The organism is Sphingomonas sp. Leaf257 (assembly GCF_001422185.1).
Classification (GTDB): domain Bacteria; phylum Pseudomonadota; class Alphaproteobacteria; order Sphingomonadales; family Sphingomonadaceae; genus Sphingomonas; species Sphingomonas yabuuchiae.
This window is the reverse complement of the sequence record NZ_LMMH01000033.1, coordinates 14,422-34,632: the sequence shown is the minus strand read 5'-3', so window position 1 is coordinate 34,632 and position 20,211 is coordinate 14,422. Positions and strand designations below refer to the sequence as shown.

18 protein-coding genes are annotated in these 20,211 nt (G+C 66.0%); 13 read left to right on the top strand and 5 right to left on the bottom strand.

The annotated features are described in order from the left end of the window. Positions 1–4 precede the first annotated feature (4 nt). Positions 5–1,204 carry a methionine adenosyltransferase gene (gene metK, locus ASF14_RS14640; protein WP_056436550.1) on the top strand — a complete coding sequence of 400 codons (1,200 nt, stop codon included), beginning with the start codon at positions 5–7 and terminating at the stop codon, positions 1,202–1,204. Positions 1,205–1,343: 139 nt separating this feature from the next. Continuing rightward, entirely contained in the window at positions 1,344–2,135 is a 792-nt protein-coding gene (locus ASF14_RS14635) for a hypothetical protein (protein ID WP_156361214.1), read from the top strand. Positions 2,136–2,140: 5 nt separating this feature from the next. On the opposite strand, the gene ASF14_RS14630 is transcribed toward ASF14_RS14635, so the two are convergent. Beyond that, positions 2,141–2,944, bottom strand: coding sequence for a formate/nitrite transporter family protein (locus ASF14_RS14630; protein WP_056436544.1), 804 nt, complete (start codon positions 2,942–2,944; stop codon positions 2,141–2,143). Between the two features lie 64 nt (positions 2,945–3,008). On the opposite strand from ASF14_RS14630, the gene trmB reads away from it, so the two are divergent. Beyond that, a complete protein-coding gene (trmB, locus tag ASF14_RS14625) occupies positions 3,009–3,689 on the top strand; it encodes a tRNA (guanosine(46)-N7)-methyltransferase TrmB (RefSeq protein ID WP_056436541.1) in 681 nt (226 codons plus the stop codon). Positions 3,690–3,707: 18 nt separating this feature from the next. On the opposite strand, the gene ASF14_RS14620 is transcribed toward trmB, so the two are convergent. Continuing rightward, on the bottom strand, positions 3,708–3,920 hold the full coding sequence (locus ASF14_RS14620; protein WP_156361213.1) for a hypothetical protein: 213 nt from the start codon (positions 3,918–3,920) through the stop codon (positions 3,708–3,710). Positions 3,921–4,068: 148 nt separating this feature from the next. Here ASF14_RS14620 and ASF14_RS14615 point away from each other — a divergent pair, with 148 nt between their 5' ends. Together ASF14_RS14615 and ASF14_RS14610 are read left to right on the top strand one after the other, a co-directional pair. Further along, the gene (locus ASF14_RS14615; RefSeq protein ID WP_056436536.1) at positions 4,069–4,521 is read left to right on the top strand and encodes a hypothetical protein; all 453 of its coding nucleotides are present in this window, start codon (positions 4,069–4,071) and stop codon (positions 4,519–4,521) included. 310 nt (positions 4,522–4,831) lie between these two features. Continuing rightward, a complete protein-coding gene (locus ASF14_RS14610) occupies positions 4,832–6,103 on the top strand; it encodes a methyltransferase family protein (RefSeq protein ID WP_201780603.1) in 1,272 nt (423 codons plus the stop codon). 192 nt (positions 6,104–6,295) lie between these two features. Here ASF14_RS14610 and ASF14_RS14600 read toward each other — a convergent pair whose 3' ends face one another. Further along, positions 6,296–7,669, bottom strand: a complete 1,374-nt coding sequence (locus ASF14_RS14600) for a glutamate--cysteine ligase (RefSeq protein WP_056436531.1) — start codon at positions 7,667–7,669, stop codon at positions 6,296–6,298. Positions 7,670–7,714: 45 nt separating this feature from the next. Then, entirely contained in the window at positions 7,715–8,458 is a 744-nt protein-coding gene (locus ASF14_RS14595) for a 16S rRNA (uracil(1498)-N(3))-methyltransferase (protein ID WP_056436528.1), read from the bottom strand. A gap of 77 nt (positions 8,459–8,535) precedes the next feature. On the opposite strand from ASF14_RS14595, the gene ppk2 reads away from it, so the two are divergent. From ppk2 to ASF14_RS14580, 3 genes are all read left to right on the top strand, one after another. Beyond that, on the top strand, positions 8,536–9,291 hold the full coding sequence (gene ppk2, locus ASF14_RS14590) for a polyphosphate kinase 2 (protein ID WP_056436526.1): 756 nt from the start codon (positions 8,536–8,538) through the stop codon (positions 9,289–9,291). Positions 9,292–9,371: 80 nt separating this feature from the next. Next, a complete protein-coding gene (locus tag ASF14_RS14585; RefSeq protein ID WP_201780602.1) occupies positions 9,372–10,382 on the top strand; it encodes a glycosyltransferase family 2 protein in 1,011 nt (336 codons plus the stop codon). A gap of 50 nt (positions 10,383–10,432) precedes the next feature. Then, on the top strand, positions 10,433–11,440 hold the full coding sequence (locus ASF14_RS14580; RefSeq protein ID WP_056436523.1) for a glycosyltransferase family 2 protein: 1,008 nt from the start codon (positions 10,433–10,435) through the stop codon (positions 11,438–11,440). Here ASF14_RS14580 and ASF14_RS21930 read toward each other — a convergent pair. Next, the gene (locus tag ASF14_RS21930) at positions 11,437–11,583 is read right to left on the bottom strand and encodes a hypothetical protein (RefSeq protein ID WP_167345453.1); all 147 of its coding nucleotides are present in this window, start codon (positions 11,581–11,583) and stop codon (positions 11,437–11,439) included. The genes ASF14_RS14580 and ASF14_RS21930 overlap by 4 nt on opposite strands. Positions 11,584–11,685: 102 nt before the next feature. Here ASF14_RS21930 and ubiA point away from each other — a divergent pair, with 102 nt between their 5' ends. From ubiA to glgC, 5 genes are all read left to right on the top strand, one after another. After that, positions 11,686–12,594: a 4-hydroxybenzoate octaprenyltransferase gene (gene ubiA, locus ASF14_RS14575; protein WP_156361236.1), complete on the top strand. Its 909-nt coding sequence runs from the start codon at positions 11,686–11,688 to the stop codon at positions 12,592–12,594. A gap of 284 nt (positions 12,595–12,878) precedes the next feature. Continuing rightward, the gene (locus ASF14_RS14570; RefSeq protein WP_056436516.1) at positions 12,879–14,189 is read left to right on the top strand and encodes an Nramp family divalent metal transporter; all 1,311 of its coding nucleotides are present in this window, start codon (positions 12,879–12,881) and stop codon (positions 14,187–14,189) included. 93 nt (positions 14,190–14,282) lie between these two features. Then, complete coding sequence (locus tag ASF14_RS14565; protein WP_082442276.1) at positions 14,283–16,715, top strand: glycogen/starch/alpha-glucan phosphorylase; 2,433 nt, start codon at positions 14,283–14,285, stop codon at positions 16,713–16,715. Beyond that, positions 16,712–18,865, top strand: a complete 2,154-nt coding sequence (glgB, locus tag ASF14_RS14560) for a 1,4-alpha-glucan branching protein GlgB (RefSeq protein WP_056436514.1) — start codon at positions 16,712–16,714, stop codon at positions 18,863–18,865. The genes ASF14_RS14565 and glgB overlap by 4 nt, the downstream gene beginning before the upstream one ends. A 79-nt stretch (positions 18,866–18,944) precedes the next feature. Next, entirely contained in the window at positions 18,945–20,207 is a 1,263-nt protein-coding gene (gene glgC, locus ASF14_RS14555) for a glucose-1-phosphate adenylyltransferase (protein WP_082442275.1), read from the top strand. Positions 20,208–20,211 lie beyond the last annotated feature (4 nt).

Genomic DNA, 20,211 nt, shown 5'->3' with positions numbered 1-20,211 from the left:
GGGAATGCGGAACTCGTACATCTTTACCTCGGAATCGGTTTCCGAAGGTCACCCCGACAAGGTCGCAGACCAGATCAGCGACTCGATCGTCGACCTGTTCCTGTCCAAGGATTCGGAAGCACGCATCGCGTGCGAGACCCTGACCACCACCAACAAGGTCGTGCTGGCGGGTGAAATCCGCTGCAAGGGCGTGTTCGAGAACGACCAGTGGGCCGAGGGCGCGCTGGAAGAGATCGAGCGGACCGTGCGCGATACGGTCAAGCGGATCGGTTACGAGCAGTCGGGCTTCCACTGGCAGACCTTCGACTTCTCGAACAACCTGCACGCCCAGTCGGCGCATATCGCGATGGGCGTGGACGAGAGCGGCAACAAGGACGAAGGCGCTGGCGACCAAGGCATCATGTTCGGTTACGCGACCGACGAGACGCCCGGACTGATGCCCGCCACCCTCTATTACAGCCACAAGATCCTGGAAAAGATGGCGGCCGACCGCCACTCCGGCGCGGCCCCCTTTCTGGAGCCCGACGCCAAGAGCCAGGTGACCCTGCGCTATGAAAACGGTGTGCCCGTCGGCGCGACCGCGATCGTCGTGTCGACCCAGCATTCGGCCGAACTGTCGAACGAGGCGGGCCAGGCCAAGCTTCGCGACTATGTGAAGTCGGTGCTGACCGACATCCTGCCCGAGGGCTGGCTGCCTGAAGAGAAGCAGATCTACGTCAACCCGACCGGCCTGTTCGAAATCGGCGGCCCGGACGGTGACGCCGGTCTGACCGGCCGCAAGATCATCGTCGACACCTATGGCGGTGCTGCCCCGCATGGCGGCGGCGCGTTCAGCGGCAAGGACCCGACCAAGGTCGACCGCTCGGCGGCCTATGTCGCACGCTACCTCGCCAAGAACGTCGTTGCGGCGGGTCTGGCCAAGCGCTGCACCATCCAGCTCTCCTACGCCATCGGTGTCGCCGAGCCGCTGTCGGTCTATGTCGACCTGCACAGCACCGGCCAGGTCGAGGAAGCCAAGCTGGAGGCCGCGCTGCCGAAGCTGGTTCGCCTGACGCCGAAGGGCATTCGCGAGCATCTGAAGCTGAACGCGCCGATCTATTCGAAGACCGCCGCTTATGGTCACTTCGGTCGCGAGGCCGAGGGCGCGCTGTTCACCTGGGAAAAGACCGACCTGGTCGACCAGATCAAGGCCGCCGTCGCCTGATCCGACGCACCGACAGGTGAACGACGCCCGTGCGGGGATGCCCGCGCGGGCGTCTTTCTTTTTCGGGTAATGCGCTTGCCCTTTGGGACACGGCACGTCAGCCTCCCTCCGATCAATAGGGGGATGGACGATGCTGGCGATGGCGATTCTGGTAGCGGCAGCGCAAGTGGCGGCGGCACCGCCCGTCATCGCAACCGAGGACAGCCGCTCCGAGCAACAGCGTCTCAATGACGCCTCGATTTTTGGCGTGATGATCTACGCCTTCGACCGCGCGGCCTGGGTCAGCACCGACTCGCTGATGGAGGTGGTCCCCAGAGACCAGCTGGTGGGTGCGGGCGGCTATGTCATCGAGCCGGTCAACAAGGACACGCTGCGTGCGACCTATTTCAAGGGCGACGCCGCCAGCGCGCGTGCCTTTTTCATTGCCGATGTGCGGAACGGGAAAGTCGTCCGGCACGACATCCTGTCCGAGCCTGCGCCGTTGACGCCCGTACAGATGATCCTCGCCCGCGCCCGCGAAATCGCCAAGCAGGAGGCAGGGGCGAAGGGCTATCGCCCCTGTACCGCCGCACCGTTCAACACCGTCGTCCTGCCGTCCGTAAATGGCGGCCCGGTTACCGTCTATCTGCTTTCACCACAGGTCACGAACGCCAACTATATGATGGGCGGCAATTACCGCGTGACGATCGCGCCGGATGGGCGGATCGTCGGCAGCCGCGCGTTCAACACCAGCTGCCTCAACCTGAAGCTGCCCGACCGAGACAAGGAGAAGGTCGCCGGGCTGTTCGTCAACCATCTGCTCGATCCGGTGCCGACCGAGATTCACGTCTTTGCCTCTTACAGCGTCCAGCAGCCCGTCTTTGTGCTGACACCCGATAAGCGAACATGGCAGGTGCGGGGTCGGGACATCTCGGTCCTTTTCCCGCGCTAAGGCCGCTATTCCCGTGCCTCGCCCTGTACCTGACCATGGGCGAGCAGCGTAAACAGCCCCGCCCCACCGACCAGATTGCCCAGGATCGCCGGGAGCATCAGCCCGAACATCGCCCGCTCGACGGACACCTGACCGGTGAAAAGCAGCAGGAACGCCTCGTCTGCACCGACGATCGAGTGGCTGAATCCGGCGATCGCGATGACATAGGTGATGGCCAGGATGATCCAGAAGGCCTGGGTCCGGCCATTGGGCAGGATCCAGGCGACCACCGCGATCAGGAACCCGGCGGGGATGGCGTTGACGAACGTGTCCCATCCGCCCAGCTCCAGGATACGGACCGACACCGCGACCATCGACTCGCGAATCTCGGCATTGCCCAGCGCCCCCGCCGCCACCATGCCCGCGGCCAGCGCCGTGCCCATCAGGTTGGCGACCAGTACGATCCCCCAGAGCCGCAGCGTCCGCCGGAGCGCCCAGGCCGATGGCTTCGTCACCAGCGGCAGCATCGCGGTGATGGTGCTTTCGGTGAACAACTGCATCCGCCCGAGAATGACGACCAGAAACCCCACCGGATAGCCCAGCGACGCGACCAGTCCGCGCCACGGCGCCTCGGGCAGCCCGGCGTGAAGCGCCCCCTCGGCGATCAGCGAGCTGTGGATCGCGATCCCCGCCGCCAGCCCCGACCAGAACAGCGCACCGGCGGGCCGGTCCAGTTCGCTCTCCCCCGCCTCACGCACCGCGCGGTGGAGGTCCTTGGCATCGGCGGCCTTCTGCGCCTTTCCATCGGGTTGGGGAGCATCGTCTTCCATGGTGGAAGCGCAACGAGCGACCCCACCCTTGGCTCCCTGTCCGACCCGCGCTAAAGGCCCGGCGATGAACGATCCGACGACGATCCGCCGCCTTTATGGTCGGCGTCAGGGCCATAAGCTGCGCCAGGGCCAGGCCGCGCTGGTCGAAGAGATGCTGCCGACACTGAGCGTGCCCGAGGAAGGCCCGCTGGATGCCGTGCGCCTGTTCGGCGAGGATCGGCCGCTTCAGGTCGAGATCGGCTTCGGCGCGGGCGAGCATCTGGCCGGACAGGCCGAGGCGACGCCGGGCACCGGCTTTATCGGCTGCGAGCCGTTCCTGAACGGCGTGGTCGGTGCGCTCGGCCATATCCGCGACCGCGAGCTGACCAATGTCCGCCTGCACATGGGCGACGCGCTGGAGGTGATCGAGCGGCTGCCCGATGCCAGCCTGGAGCGCGTATATCTGCTCCACCCCGATCCCTGGCCAAAGGCCCGCCATGCCAAGCGGCGGATGATGAACCACGGCCCGCTCGACACCATCGCGCGCAAGCTGAAGTCGGGCGGCGAATTCCGCCTGGGCACCGACGACCCGACCTATTGCCACTGGTCGATGATGATCATGAACGGCCGGGCCGATTTCGAATGGCAGGCCCGCACCCCCGCCGACTTCCTCACCCGCCCCGCCGACTGGCCCGAAACGCGCTACGAACGCAAGGCCCGCCGCCAGGGGCATGAGGTGTGGTATTTCCGGTATATCCGGCTGTAAGTCCCGAATTTCGCTGATCTAGAGACGCAAAGCGCCGCTCCGGTGGTCGGTACGTGCCACGTCGAGCAGCCCCGGCATGGCCGCGATCGGGCGCAGGCCCCGTCGGGTCATCTCGGCCTGGATCGCCTGGGCATCGCCGCCGCCGGGCTCGGCACTGGCCATGGCGAAGGCCAGTAGCAGCGACTCGTCGTCCATGAACTCCATGAGATCGGGGTCCAGCATCGGGTTCATCACCATCCTCCCATTCTATATCTGCATCAATAACAAGCAGATCGCCCGCTGGTTGCCAATGCCGCCGGTTTGGATGGCGATACGCACGCCCTCTGGCGGGGCGGGGCCGCGTCGTTATAGACGGCGGCCTCGGAATTTGAGGCAAGACATGGTCGATGACAGCTGGGGCGTGACGCCGCCGCGCGGCGGACTGCGCGTCCGGACGAATGATAGTTTGGAGGAGCGCGCCGCCGCACGGGCCAAGGCGCGCGAGGCACGGGCGGGCGAGCGCAGCACGCTGATGGCTGGGCGGATGGAGGCGCGCGCCGCGTTGCGTGAGCGCGAGACGCTGGCCCGCGAAGCCGAACGCGCCGCCCGGCGCGAGGCGGAGGAAGCCGCCGCCGCCAGGGACCCCCATGCCGCCGCCGCCAAGCGCCACCGCACCTCGGGCCGCAAGGACGTGGTGCGCGAGCAGCGCGATACGCGGGGCTACGCCACGGTGGTCGACGAGTGGCGGATTCGCGAATTGTCCAAGCGGGGGGCGTCGCTGTCGGGGCTGGCGGCGGCGTTCGGGATTACCGCCGAAGAGGTCGCGCAGATTCTGGCGACGGCGGAGGAATGATCTTCCTGGAACCGATCGACATTCATCCTCCCCCTTCTTCCCTCTCCCCTGGACAGGGGAGAGGGTTAGCGAAGCTTGCCAGCTTGCTGGCTAGCGCAGCTTGGGTGAGGGGTTGAGCGAGCCGAACGGCTCGCGCGCTCGGCCAGCGAGCGCTCCACCCCTCACCCAGCTCCGACCAAGCCTTTGCTTTCGCAAAGGCCAAGTCTGTGCAACCCTCTCCCCTCTGCGAGGGGCGAGGGAAGAAGGGCATAGCTGCATGTCGATCCACCCTAACGCCTTGCTTACCGAATTACGTTAAAGCCCGCATTCCATGGTCGATTCCGCCCCGCACGCCACGCGCCCGCCGCGTCCCCGCTCCGCCGTCAGCCGGGGTGTCGGGTTGGCCGGGCTGGCGGGTTCGCTGGGCTGGATCGCTTTCGCGCGGTGGCGGCATCTCGACGGGCCTTATGCGGCGTTGCTGCATCTGGTCTGTGCGGGCGTGCCGATGCTGCTCTGGTCGGTACTGGTCGACAAGGTGCATCGCCATGCCTCGACCGGGATCGACTGGGCGAATCCCCGTCCCGCCCGCGAGACGTTGGACATCAGCCTGACCAAGCTGGCGGGGCTCTGGGCGACCTTTGGCGGGATCGCGCTGATCTTTGCGACGGGGCGCTTCTATTGGCAGGGGATTTTTCCCTTTGCCATGTGGTGCCTGGGGTGGATCGCGCCGGTGCTGTTCCTGCTGTCCATTCCCTATGTCATCTGGCTCGACCGGCGGCTGGTCGAGCCGAAGGACGGTGCGTGGATGCTGGGCGCATGGCTGACCGGGCAGCCGGGCGTGGATCGGCACGCCATCTACGCGCATCTGCGATCCTGGGCGGTGAAGGCGTTCTTCCTGCCCTTCATGCTGGGCGTGGTGCCGGGCGGGTTCGGCATGTTCGTGCGGACCGACCTGAGCGTCGCGCTGCACGATCCGGTGGCGCTGGCCAATGGGCTGATCACGCTAATGTTCCTGATCGACGTTGCCTTTGCCACGATCGGGTATATGCTGACCATGCGGCCGCTCGATGCGCATATCCGCTCGGCCAATCCTTATGCGGCGGCCTGGGCGGCAGCGCTGATCTGTTATCCGCCGACGATCCTGATGGGCGATAACGGCCCGCTCAACTATCGGCCGGGGACCGCCGAGTGGAGCTACTGGTTCGCGGGGCACCCGCTGGTGCTGGCGGTGACGGGCGCGGTGCTGGTCGCCCTGACCGCCATCTATGCCTGGTCAACCGTGGCGTTCGGCATCCGCTTTTCCAATCTGACGCACCGGGGCATCCTGACCCACGGGCCTTATGCGGTGTCGCGGCACCCGGCCTATCTGTCGAAGAACATCTTCTGGTGGATCGCGACGATCCCGATCCTGTCGACCGGGACCTGGGTGGATGCAGCCCGCAGCACGTTGCTGCTCGGGGTGGTCAGCGGAATCTATTATTGGCGCGCGCGGACCGAGGAGCGGCATCTGTCGGCCGATCCGGCCTATCGGGATTATTATGACTGGATGGAGCGGTATGGAGTGGTGCCGCGATTCTTCAGGCGGGTTTGGGGGCGGGGGTAGGACCTTGGCCTTCGACGGGAAGGTCCACCTTCACGGCATGGGTCTGGATCGGCATGAACGCCAGGATCAACCCACTGGCGATCCCCAAGACCCCCCAGACATAATGTCCGCGCCGACAATCCAGAACACCGCGCACCAGACAAAAGACGCAAGCGCCAAGCATAGCAAATGTCCAGAGCGCGAGACTCATCATCAGAAGCTCGCCTCGCCATACACCCGCGAGATGTCGCCGCCCCATTCGCCATGATAGCGATCGAGCAGCACCTGCGCAGGCACCTTGCCCGAGCGGACGATCTCGCGCAGCGGATCGAGGAAGCCGGTCTCGTTATCCCCCGCCCCGTTCAACCGCGCGCGCGCCGCCAACCCGGCATGCGCGATATCGAGCACCTCACCCGCAATGTCACGCAGACGCCCGCCACCCGGCAGCGGCGCGTCCAGCGCCAGTTCCGGCACCGAGTCGCGCAGCGCCTGCCGCTCATCGAGCGACCAGTCCTTGACCAGATCCCACGCCGCATCCAGCGCACCGTTGTCGTACAACAACCCGACCCAGAGCGCAGGCAGCGCACAGATGCGGTTCCACGGACCGCCATCGGCGCCGCGCATCTCCAGGAAGGTCTTCAGCCGCACTTCGGGGAAGGCGGTCGACAGGTGATCGTTCCAGTCGTCGATCGTCGGCAGCTCGCCGGGCAGGACCGACAGCTCGCCCTTCAGGAAGTCGCGGAACGACAGACCCGCCGCGTCGATATACTTGCCCTCACGGTAGACGAAGTACATCGGCACATCGAGCGCATAGTCGGCATAGCGCTCATAACCGAAACCGTCCTCGAACACGAAGGGCAGCATGCCGGTGCGCGCGGGGTCGGTGTCCGACCAGATATGGCTGCGGAAGGACAGCTTGCCGTTGGGCTTGCCTTCGGTGAAGGGCGAGTTGGCGAACAAGGCAGTCGCCAGCGGCTGGAGCGCGAGGCCGACGCGGAACTTCTTCACCATGTCCGCCTCGGACGCGTAGTCGAGGTTCACCTGGATCGTCGACGTCCGCAGCATCATGTCGAGGCCGAGCGAGCCGACGCGCGGCATGTGGCGCAGCATGATCGCATAGCGCCCCTTGGGCATGATCGGCAGCTCGGCGCGGGTCTTGTCCGGCCACATGCCCAGCCCCAGGAAACCGACGCCCAGCTTGTCGCCCGCCGCCTTCACCTGGGTCAGGTGACGCCCCGTCTCGGCACAGGTCTGGTGCAGATTGTCCAGCGGCGCGCCCGACAGTTCGAACTGGCCCGCAGGCTCCAGGCTGATCGAGCCGTCCGCGCCGGTCAGCGCGATGACGTTGCCGCCCTCCATGACCGGCGCCCAGCCATATTGCTCCAGTTGCCCAAGCAGCGCGCGGATGCCCGAGGCTTCGTCGTAGGACGGCGCGTGGTGATCGCCCAGCGCATAGACGAACTTCTCGTGCTCGGTCCCTATCCGCCAGCGATCGCTGGGTTTTTCGCCGCGCGCGAAGCTGGCGATCAACTGGTCGCGCGACTCGATGATGGCGCTCTTGGCTGTGCTCGCGGTCTTGGTGCTCATGAACCGCGCCTTACGCGGGCGCGCGCGTCCACGCCATAGGCTGAATCAACGCCAGTCCCCCGCCGCCGCCATCCAGAGGGACACCGCCGCCGCCGCCGCGGTATCGGCGCGCAGGATACGGGGGCCGAGGCCGATGCCGATGGCGGCGGGATGCGCGCGGATCGCCTCGCGCTCCTCCGCGTCGAAGCCACCTTCGGGGCCGATCAGGATCGCCGCCGGGCCGTGATGGGCTCGCATCGCCTCCAGCGCGGGGACGCCGCCGGTCTCGTCGGCGAAGAACAGGGCACGCTCCGGCGACCAGTCGCGCAGCAGCGCGGCCAGCTTCACCGGCTCGGCCACCTCGGGCAGCGCGGTGCGGCCGCATTGTTCGGCCGCTTCGATCATGTGCGCACGCAGCCGTTCGGTATTGGGCTTGTCGACCACGGTGCGGCGGGTGACGACGGGGACCAGCCTTGCCACGCCCAGCTCGCACGCCTTTTCGGCCAGCCAGTCGACCCGGCCCTTTTTGAGCGGCGCGGCGCACAGCCACAGATCGGGCACCGCCTCACGCTCGCGAAGCATTTCCGTCACGTCCAGCGTCAGGTCGCGCTTGCCGACCGAGGCGGCGATGCCTAGCCACTCGCCGGTCCGGTCGTCGAACAGCTTGACCGGATCGCCGACCTTGGTCCGCATCACCGACACCAGATAATGCGCCGCCGGGCCGTCGATGCGGATCGGCCCCTCGGCCAGGGGCTGGTCGACGAACAGGCGGGGCGTGGATTGCGGCGGCCAGGCGGGGGTAGCGGGCATGGGCCTCGCTTACACGGGTCGCGCGGCACTTGCCACTTTTGCGGCTTCGGGTGTTGTCTGTCGCGAAAGGACGGACGATGGGCAAACATTACCAAGAGGAACTGGAATCGCTGCAACTTGCGCTGGTGCGCACCCAGATGGCGATGGCGGGGTCTGACGAACGCGTGGTGATCGTGCTGGAAGGCCGCGACGGGGCGGGCAAGGACGGCACGATCAAGCGGATCACCGAACATCTCTCGGTCCGCGCCACCCGCGTGGTCGCACTGCCCAAGCCGTCCGACCGCGAACGCACGCAATGGTATTTCCAGCGCTACGCCACGCACCTGCCCGCCGCCGGGGAAATCGTGATCTTCAACCGCAGCTGGTACAATCGTGCAGGCGTCGAGGTGGTGATGGGCTTCTCCACCGCCACCGAGCAGGAGGCGTTCCTGCGCGACGCCCCCGATTTTGAACGGATGCTGGTCGAAAGCGGCATCAGGCTGGTCAAGATCTGGCTCGACATCTCGAAGAGGGAACAGGAAGAGCGGCTGGAGGCGCGGCGCACCGATCCGCTCAAGGCGCTGAAAGTGTCGGACATGGACAAGGTCGCGCAGGCCAAATGGGCCGATTATTCGGCGGCGCGCGACACGATGCTGACCCGCACCCACACCCCCTTCGCGCCCTGGCATGTCGTGCGCGCCGACGACAAGAAGGATGCCCGGATCGCGATCATCCGCCACATCCTACGCGGCATCGCCCCCGCCGATATCGCGGGCGGCGTGAAGGCGCCCGACCCGGAAATCCTGTTCCCGTTCGACATGGCCGCGCTGGAAGACGGGCGGCTGGCCAAATAGGGTTACGGCCGCATTAGGCAAATCTTCACGGGGGCGGGGATAGCGTGTGCGCAAATCCCCAGCGTCGAGGATCGTCCAGGATGTTGCCCCCTGCCCCCCGTATCGCCGCGACCCTGATCGTCCGGAACGAGGCGCGCTGCCTCGCACGCTGTCTGGAAAGCGTCGCCCCGTTCGTGGACCGCATCGTCGTGCTCGACACGGGTTCGACCGACCGAACCGTGGCCATCGCCAAGGCGGCGGGCGCCGAGGTGCATCACCTGCCCTGGCCGGACGATTTCGCCGAGGCGCGCAACCATGTGATGGCCTGCGCCGATGCCGACTGGAACCTGATGCTCGACGCCGACGAGTGGATCAGCGCGGGCGGCGAGCAGCTTCGTCGCTGGTGCGCGGGGCCGCCGCGGCTGGGGTCGGTCTGCATCGAGAACGAGACGGATGGCAGTGCCTACCCGACGCGCAGCTGGATTGCCCGTCTGTTACCGCGCGGCACCTATTATGAGGGGCGCATCCACGAACAGGTCGTCTCTCCCCTGCCGATCACCCCTACCCCGATCCATGTCGGCCATGACGGCTATCTCGCGGCCCAGAAGGCCAGGAAGATCGACCGCAATTACCAGCTGTTGCAGCGCGAACTCGCCGAGCAGCCGGACAATCCCTATCTGATGTTCCAGTTCGGCATGGAAGCGCAGGCGCGGCGCGATCTTCCAACCGCCTGCGACTATCTGCAGCGCGCCCTAGCGACCGCGCCGCGCGATGCCGGGTGGCGGCACCCGCTGGTGACGAGCGCCATGACGCTGATGGCCTATATGGGGCGGCGCGACGAGGCGCTGGCGCTGGCCTATGCCGAATTCCCGCATTGGCAGCACTCGCCCGACTATTTCTGCGTACTGGGGGACATATTGTTCGATCAGGCGCTGGCCGACCCCGCACAGGCGATCGACCATTGGCTGCCGCTGGCGCAAGGGGCCTGGGAACGCTGTCTCGCAATCGGCGAGCGACCCGATCTGGACGGCAGCGTCGCCGGACGCGGCAGCTATCTGCCGCAGCAGAATCTCGACATCGTGCGGTCGCAGCTGGCGACGCTGGCCGCCTGAAATCAGAGTCTTAGGGCGTTGTTTACGATCGCTGTGCCTCAAGGCGGATCATGTCCCCATCCATATCGATCGCCGCGACCCTGATCGTCCGAAACGAGGCGCGCTGCCTGGCGCGCTGTCTGGGGAGCGTCGCGCCCTGGGTCGACAAGATGGTCGTCCTCGATACCGGATCGACCGACGATAGCGTTGCCATCGCCCAGGCCGCCGGGGCCGAGGTCCATCACCTGCCCTGGCCGGACAGCTTCTCGATCGCGCGCAATCATCTGCTCGATCTGGCCGACAGCGACTGGGCGCTGATGCTGGATGCCGACGAATGGCTGGTCACGGGCGGCGAGCTCTTGCGCGAATGGTGCGGCGGTCCGGCGCGGCTGGGGCGGGTGTGCATCCATAACCAGCATGACGATGGCGAGACGGCGACGCGCAGCTGGATCACCCGGCTAATCCCGCGCGGCGCGCGCTATGAGGGCCGCGTGCATGAGCAGGTCGCGTCACCGCTGCCACGCGTTCCCCTGCCCCTGCATGTGGGGCATGACGGCTATCTGGCCGCGCAGATCGTCCCCAAGCGGAACCGCAACCATATCCTGTTGCTGCGCGATCTTGCCGAGCAGCCGGACGATCCGTACCTCCATTACCAGATCGCCCGCGACGCCCGGATGCGCGACGATCTGGATGCGGCCTGCACCCATTTCACGCAGTCCCTGGCGCTGACTCCGGCGGATGCGAACTGGCGGCACGAGCTGGTCGTCACGGCGATCACGGTCCTGACAAAGGCCGGGCGGCTGGACGAAGCGCTGGCGCTGGCCGACCGGGAAATGCCGCATTGGCCGGAATCGCCCGACTTCTTCTTCGTCCTCGGCGACCTGCTGCTCGACCGGGCCATGGCCGATCCTGCCAACGCGATCGGGCATTGGCTGCCCTTGGCGGAAGGGTCCTGGCAACGCTGCCTGGCGATCGGCGAACGTCCCGAGCTGGAAGGCAGCGTGGCGGGGCGCGGCAGCCATTTGGCGCAGCATAATCTGGACGTCATCCGCTCGCAGCTGGCGATGCTGGGGGCCTAGCGCCGCCGCCGGATCGCCCACCACATCACGCCCAGCACGACGCCGACGAGCAGGACCACGCCGCCGACCATCCCGGCAACGCGCAGGATCGCCCAGAACAACGCCTCGACGAAACGGCCGACCGCGACCGACAGACCGATCATGAGGCGAGGCTATGGCGGGAAGACACGGGCAGACGATAGCGGCGAACGCCCTTGCGCGCCACGGGTCGCGGTCATAGGCCGCATGCCATGACCATCGAGCCCATGACCGTCGAGATCGTACCCGATAGCGAGCATAAGGGACTGGTCGGGCGACTGCCGCCCCGGCTGCGCGGGCTGGCGCTGCTGGCCCGGTTCGACCGGCCGATCGGCTGGTGGCTGCTGTTCTGGCCCGGCGTCTGGGCGATCGCGTTGGCAGGCGGGCTGCCGGATCGTTGGCCGCTGATCTTGTGGTTCCTGCTCGGCTCGATCGCGATGCGCGGTGCGGGATGCGTGTTCAACGACATCGTCGACCGCGATCTGGATGCCCAGGTGGCGCGGACACGGGCGCGGCCGATCCCGTCGGGGCTGGTGTCGGTGAAGCTGGCGGCGATCTGGCTGGTCGCGCTGTGCCTGATCGGCCTCGTCGTCCTCGTCCAGCTTCGCCCGCTCGCCGCGATCGTCGCGGTGGCCAGCCTGGCGCCGGTCGCGGCCTATCCGTTCATGAAGCGGATCACCTGGTGGCCGCAGGCGTGGCTGGGCATGGTGTTCAGCTGGGCCGCATTGGTCGGCTGGGCCGAGGTGGCGGGTTCGCTCTCGGCACCTTTGTGGCTGCTTTATGCGGGGTCGATCGCCTGGGTGATCGGCTATGACACCATCTATGCGCTGCAAGACCGCGAGGATGATGCGCTGATCGGGGTGCGCTCGTCCGCGCTGCGTATGGGGGCGCATGTGAAGCCGGGGGTCGGGGCGTTCTACCTTGCGGCGGTGCTGTGCTGGGCGGGGGCGATCTGGCTGGTGCGACCGGACGCGATTGCCCTTGCGGCGCTGGTGCCGGTGGCGCTGCATCTCGGGTGGCAGGTGGCGACGTTGAAGCCAGACGATGGCGCGGGGGCGCTTCACCGATTTCGATCGAATCGCTTTGCCGGTTTGCTGATGGCACTGGCCTGTGCGGTGGTGGGGTCTTCTCTCTAAAATCGATCGACATTCAGCCCCCCTCTTCCCTCTCCCCTGGACAGGGGAGAGGGTTAGNNGCGCTCGCGGGTGCGAGCGCAGCACCCCTCACCCAGCTCCGACTAAGCCTTTGCTTTTGCAAAGACCAAGTCTGCGCAACCCTCTCCCCTCTATGAGGGGCGAGGGAAGAAGGGCACGGCTGAATGTCGATCCGCTCTAAATCCTTCCTGGGACGAGGATTGTTGTATCGCGCAACGCTTTGGCGGGTTGTCGGTTTTCGGAAACTCCGTCACATCTGAAGGTCGATGACCGTAGCCACGCCCGCCACCCGCTCGCTTGCCGAAAGCCATCGTTCGATCGCCATACCGGAGGGCGCGTCCTTCCTGCGGCGGTTGTTCGCCTTTGCCGGGCCCGGCTATCTGGTCGCGGTCGGCTATATGGACCCCGGCAACTGGGCGACCGACATCGCGGGCGGTTCGGCCTATGGCTATGCGCTGCTGTCGGTCATCCTGCTGTCCAACATCATGGCGATGATCCTGCAGGCGCTGTCGGCACGGCTGGGGATCGCCGCCGGGCTGGATCTGGCACAGGCATGCCGGGCGGCTTACTCCAAGCCGGTCTCGCGCATCCTCTGGCTGCTCTGCGAGATCGCGATCATCGCCTGCGACCTGGCCGAGGTGCTGGGAACCGCCATCGCGCTGCAACTGCTGTTCGACCTGCCGCTGGTCTGGGGCGTGCTCATCACCGGGTTCGACGTCTTCCTGATCCTGGCGCTCCAGCGTTACGGCTTCCGCAAGGTAGAGGCGTTCATCATCGCGCTGCTCCTCATCATCGGCGGCTGTTTCCTCTATGAGCTGATCGCCTCGCGCCCCGATCCGGGCGCCGTCATGGCGGGTTTCATCCCGACGACGCGGATCGTGACCGACCCGGCGATGCTCTACATCGCGATCGGCATATTGGGCGCGACAGTGATGCCGCATAATCTCTACCTCCATTCCTCGGTGGTGCAGACCCGCGCCTTCGGCCTGACCACCGAAGGCAAGCGCGATGCGATCAAGATGGCAACGATCGACAGCACGGTGGCGCTGTTCTTCGCCTTCTTCATCAATGCCGCGATCCTGATCGTGGCGGCGGCCACCTTCCATGTCGCAGGCCGCACCGATGTCGCCGAGATCGACCAGGCGTACCGGCTGCTCGCCCCGATGCTGGGCGCAGGCGCCGCGAGCGTGGTGTTCGGCGTGGCGCTGCTCGCCTCGGGCCAGAACTCGACCGTCACGGGGACGCTCGCCGGGCAGATCGTGATGGAGGGCTTCCTCGACCTGCGGCTCGCGCCCTGGCTGCGGCGGCTGATCACGCGCGGGCTGGCGATCGTGCCCGCCGTGCTGGTCGTGGGGGCCAGCGGTCAGGCGGGCGCGACCAAGCTGCTGGTCCTCAGCCAGGTCATCCTCAGCCTGCAACTGCCCTTTGCCGTGGTGCCGCTGGTCCGTTTCACCTCGAACAAGGGGATGATGGGGCCCTTTGCCAGTCCCGTATGGCTGCGCATCTTAGCGTGGATCATTGCGGCGATTATCATCGGCCTTAACCTGACCTTGTTGTGGGGTCTGGCAACGGGCTGATCTCGTTTTCGCAGTTGCGAAGGAATGCCGCGTGACTTCACCCCTTACGCGGCTAATCTGGGTGCAACTGGATCGACAGGGACGCCCGAATCAATGACGACCACCATCACCACCTTGCATGTCGACGACACCGGGCCGCTGGCCGACGCCATTGTCGACACGCTGGTGCACCGGATCGGCAAGGACGCCGCCAATGCGCGGCGGCACGACTGGTTGGCCGCGACCATCCTGACCGTCCGCAACGACATCATCGAGCGCTGGATGGCCTCCACCCGCGAAGCCCATGCGGCGGGGGCGAAGCGGGTCTATTATCTCAGCCTGGAGTTCCTGATCGGCCGGCTGCTGCGTGACGCGCTGTCCAACATGGGCGTGATGGCGCAGGTGGCGGGTGCCCTCCAGACCCTGGGCGTCGATCTCGCCGAGCTGGAGGAGATCGAACCCGACGCGGCGCTCGGCAATGGCGGCCTCGGCCGACTGGCCGCGTGCTTCATGGAAAGCCTCGCCAGCCTCGACCTGCCCGCTTACGGCTATGGCATCCGTTATGTAAACGGCATGTTCCGCCAGCGTATCGACGATGGCTGGCAGGTCGAGCTGCCCGAAACCTGGCTCAGCCATGGCAACCCCTGGGAGTTCGAGCGTCGCGAGAGCGCCTATTTCGTCGGCTTCGGCGGCGAGGTGATCGGCACGGAGAGCGGCGCAGTCCACTGGAAACCCGCCGAGGCGGTCGAGGCGGTGGCGGTCGACACGCCCGTCGTCGGCTGGCGCGGCAAGCGGGTCAACACGCTGCGGCTGTGGACCGCGCAGGCGATCGACCCCATCCGGCTCGATCGCTTCAACGCGGGCGATTATACCGGCGCGCTGGCCGGGCAGCTGGCGGCGGAGACTTTGGTCCGCGTCCTCTACCCCTCGGACAGTTCGCCGGCGGGGCAGGAACTGCGGCTGCGGCAGGAGTATTTCTTCTCCTCCGCCTCGCTCCAGGACATCGTCCGGCGGCATATCCAGTATTTCAAAGATATCCGAACCCTGCCCGACAAGGCGGCGATCCAGCTGAACGATACCCATCCGGCGGTGTCGGTCGCCGAGCTGATGCGCCTGCTGGTCGATCATCACGATCTGGGTTTCGAGGAGGCGTGGGAGATCACCCGCCGCACCTTCGGCTATACCAACCACACGCTGTTGCCCGAGGCACTGGAAAGCTGGCCGCTGCACCTGTTCGAGCGGCTGCTGCCGCGTCACATGCAGCTGATCTATGCGATCAATGCCAAGCTGCTGCGCGAGGCCCGCGGCCTGGAGGGCGTGGACGACCGCGCCATCGCCGCGATCAGCCTGATCGACGAGGGCGGCGAGCGCCGGGTGCGCATGGCGAACCTGGCCTTTGCGGGCAGCCACAGCGTCAACGGCGTCGCCGCGCTCCATACCGAGCTGATGAAGAAGACGGTCTTCGCCGACCTGCATCGCCTCTATCCGACGCGGATCAACAACAAGACCAACGGCATCACGCCGCGCCGCTGGTTGCAGCAATGCAATCCGCAACTGACCGCGCTGATCCGCGAGGCGATCGGACCGGGTTTCGAGGATGACGCGGAAAAATTGATAGCGCTCACGGAATTTGCGCAGGACGCGAATTTCAGGGAACGCTTTCTGGCGATCAAACGTTCCAACAAAGTGGGGCTTGGGAATTATCTTCGGGAATCGACGGGACTTCGGGTGGACCCCGATGCGTTGTTCGACGTCCAGATCAAACGTATCCACGAATATAAGCGCCAGCTGCTCAACATCATCGAGACGGTGGCGCTGTACGACCAGATCCGCAGCCATCCCGAGCGTGATTGGACCCCGCGCGTCAAGCTGTTCGCGGGCAAAGCGGCTTCCAGCTATCACAATGCCAAGCTGGTCATCAAATTGGCCAATGACGTCGCTCGCCGGATCAATTCGGACCCCAGCGTCGGTCATCTGCTGAAAGTCGGGTTCATCCCGAACTACAATGTCAGCCTGGCCGAGAAGATCATTCCCGCCGCCGATCTGTCCGAACAGATTTCGACCGCGGGCATGGAGGCGTCGGGCACCGGCAACATGAAGTTCGCCCTCAACGGCGCGCTCACCATCGGCACGCTCGATGGCGCCAATGTCGAGATCAAGGAACATGTCGGCGACGATCATATCGTCATCTTCGGCCTGACCGCCGACGAGGTCGCCGCCAAGCGCCGCGACGGCTACAACCCGCGCGAAGTGATCGAGGGCAGCCCGGAACTGCGCCAGGCCGTCTCCGCCATCGCCTCGGGCGTGTTCTCGCCCGACGATCCCGGCCGCTACGCTGGGCTGATGGGCGGGCTGTACGATGGCGACTGGTTCATGGTCGCCGCCGATTTCGATGCCTATGCCGCCGCACAACGCAGCGTCGACACACGCTGGCAGGACCAGGCGGGCTGGGCGACCTCGGCCATCCACAATGTCGCGAAAGTCGGATGGTTCTCCTCCGATCGCACCATCCGGCAATATGCCGAGGAAATCTGGAACGTGATGTGAAGCCACCCCGTGCCGCTCTGGATGCCCTGATCGAGGGCCGCAACGCCGATCCCTTCGCGTTGCTGGGACCTCATGAAGGACCGGGCGGCACGTTCCTGCGGGCGCTGGTGCCGGGTGCGGAGGCGGTCACGGCCTTCGACCTGTCCGGCACGGCGCTGGGCGACCTGAAGAGCGTCGACGCACGCGGCCTGTTCGAGGGAGCGGTCGACGGCCCCGCCCAGCCGGTCAAGTACCGCGCCCGCGGCCACGGCGCGGAATGGTGGATCACCGATCCGTACAGCTTCGGCCCCGTGCTCGGCCCGCTCGACGACTTCCTGATGGGCGAAGGCAATCACTTCCGCCTCTATGACAAGATGGGCGCGCACCTGATCGAGCATCAGGGCGTGGCGGGCGTGCACTTCGCCGTCTGGGCCCCCAATGCCGAGCGGGTCGCGGTCGTCGGCGACTTCAACGACTGGAACCCCGGCCGCCACGTCATGCGCCGCCGCCTGGATGTCGGCGTCTGGGAAATCTTCATCCCCGATATCGGCGAGGGCCGCGCCTATAAGTTCGCCATCACCGGCCCGCATGGCGCGGAACAGCCGATGAAGGCCGACCCCTTCGCCTTCGCCGCCGAGCTTCGCCCCAACACCGCCTCGGTCACGACCGCTCCGCCCCAGCATGTCTGGAAGGATGCCCCCCACCGCGAACATTGGTCGAAGATCGACCCGCGCCGCGTGCCGATCAGCATCTACGAGGTCCATGCCGGGTCTTGGGACCGCGACGAGAATGGCTGGTATCTCAGCTGGGATGCGCTGGCCGACCGGCTGATCCCCTATGTGGTGGAAATGGGGTTCACCCATATCGAATTCCTGCCCATCTCCGAGCATCCGTACGACCCGAGCTGGGGGTATCAGACGACCGGGCTCTATGCCCCGTCGGCCCGGTTCGGCGATGTCGAGGGCTTTTCGCGCTTCGTCGACGGTGCGCACCGCGCCGGGGTGGGCGTCATTCTCGACTGGGTGCCCGCCCACTTCCCCACCGACGCGCATGGCCTGTCGCATTTCGACGGCACCGCGCTCTACGAGCATGAGGACCCGCGCCAGGGTTTCCACCCCGACTGGAACACCGCCATCTATAATTTCGGGCGGCGCGAGGTTTCAAGCTTCCTGGTCAACAACGCGCTCTTCTGGCCCGAGCGTTATCATATCGACGGGCTTCGCGTGGATGCCGTCGCCTCGATGCTCTACCGCGACTACAGCCGCAAGGATGGCGAGTGGGTGCCCAACGAGCAGGGCGGGCGTGAGAATTGGGAAGCGGTCGAGTTCCTCCGCCAGGTCAACCGGCAAGTGTACGGCCAGCATCCCGGCGTCTTCACCGTCGCCGAAGAGTCCACCGCCTGGCCCGGCGTCTCGGCCCCCGCGCATGACGGTGGCCTGGGCTTCGGGTTCAAGTGGAACATGGGCTTCATGCACGACACGCTCCAGTACATGGCGCGCGAACCCGTGCATCGGCGGCACCATCATGGCGAAATCCTGTTCGGCCTGCACTACGCCTTCGACGAGAATTTCGTCCTGCCGCTCAGTCATGACGAAGTGGTCCATGGCAAGGGTAGCCTGCTGACCAAGATGGCGGGCGACGACTGGCAGAAATTCGCCAATCTCCGCGCCTATTACGCCTTCATGTGGGCCTATCCCGGCAAGAAGCTGTTGTTCATGGGCCAGGAATTCGCCCAGCGCGAGGAATGGTCGGAAGACCGTCCGCTCGACTGGCATCTGCGGTGCAGCCATGCACATGAAGGCGTCCGCTCATTGGTTCGCGACCTGAACCATCTCTATCGCGACACGCCTGCGCTCCATGCCCGCGACTGCGAGCGCGAAGGTTTCGAATGGCTGGTGGCCGACGACAGTGCGCAATCGGTCTTTGCCTGGCTGCGCAAGGCACCGGGTGAAAAGCCGGTCGCGGTCATCGCCAACATGACGCCGGTCGCCCGCGCGCCCTATCGCCTGCCGCTGCCGCATGACGGCCGCTGGACCGAGGTGCTGAACTCCGACGCGACGCAATATTGGGGCTCGGGCCTTGGCAATATGGGCGGCGTGGATGCCAGCGACGGCGCAGCCTGGGTGACGCTGCCGCCGCTGGCGACTGTCATGCTGCGCTTCGACGGCTGATCTGGATCGAGACTTTTACAAGAATACCAACGCCTCGCCTGCGCGTTGCGACATGAACACAAGGGACGGGAGACGGACGATGGACCTGAGGCGCGGACAACCGCTGGCGCGCGATGCCATGGCCTATGTGCTGGCGGGCGGTCGTGGCAGTCGCCTGATGGAACTGACCGACACCCGTGCCAAGCCCGCCGTCTATTTTGGCGGCAAGGCCCGAATCATCGACTTTGCTTTGTCCAACGCGATCAACTCCGGCATCCGCCGCATCGGCGTGGCGACCCAGTACAAGGCGCACTCGCTGATCCGCCACCTTCAGCGCGGCTGGAACTTCCTGCGCGACGAACGCAACGAGAGCTTCGACATCCTGCCCGCCAGCCAGCGGATCAGCGAATTCCAATGGTATGAGGGTACGGCCGACGCGGTGTTCCAGAATATCGACATCATCGAAAGCTATGCGCCCGAATTCATGGTCATCCTGGCGGGCGATCACGTCTACAAGATGGACTATGAGCTGATGCTCCAGCAGCATTGCGACAGTGGTGCCGACGTCACCGTCGCCTGTCTGGAGGTCTCGCGCGAGGAAGCGAGTGCGTTCGGCGTGATGCATGTCGACGAGACCGACCGCATCGTCGATTTCGTCGAAAAGCCCGCCGATCCGCCCTCCATTCCCGGCAATCCGGGCGTGTCGCTGGCGTCGCTGGGCATCTATGTCTTCCGCACTGCCTTCCTGTTCGAGCAGCTGCGCCGTGATGCCGAAACACCCGGCTCCGCCCGCGACTTCGGCAAGGACATCATCCCCTATCTGGTCGAGCATGGCAAAGCCCAGGCGCACCGCTTCTCCGCCAGCTGTGTCCGCTCGGAGGACGAACCCGGCGCATATTGGCGTGACGTCGGCACCGTCGACGCCTATTGGGAGGCCAGCCTCGACCTGACCGACGTGGTGCCGCAGCTCGACCTGTACGACCGCAGCTGGCCGCTCTGGACCTATGCCGAGATCACGCCGCCCGCCAAGTTCGTTCATGATGTCGAGGGACGGCGCGGATCGGCGGTGGCCAGCCTGATCGCGGGCGATTGCATCGTGTCGGGATCGTCGATCAACCGCTCGCTGCTGTCGACCGGGGTTCGCACGCACAGCTATGCGTCGCTCAACGAGGCCGTCGTCCTGCCCTTCTGCCAGATCGGACGGGGAGCCCAGTTGCGGCGGGTGATCCTCGATCGTGGCGTCAAAATTCCCGACGGCTTGGTGGTCGGGGAAGACCCGGTGCTCGACGCGCATCGGTTCCGGCGCACCGACAAGGGCATCTGCCTGATCACCCAGCCGATGATCGACCGTCTGGCCAACTGAAAGT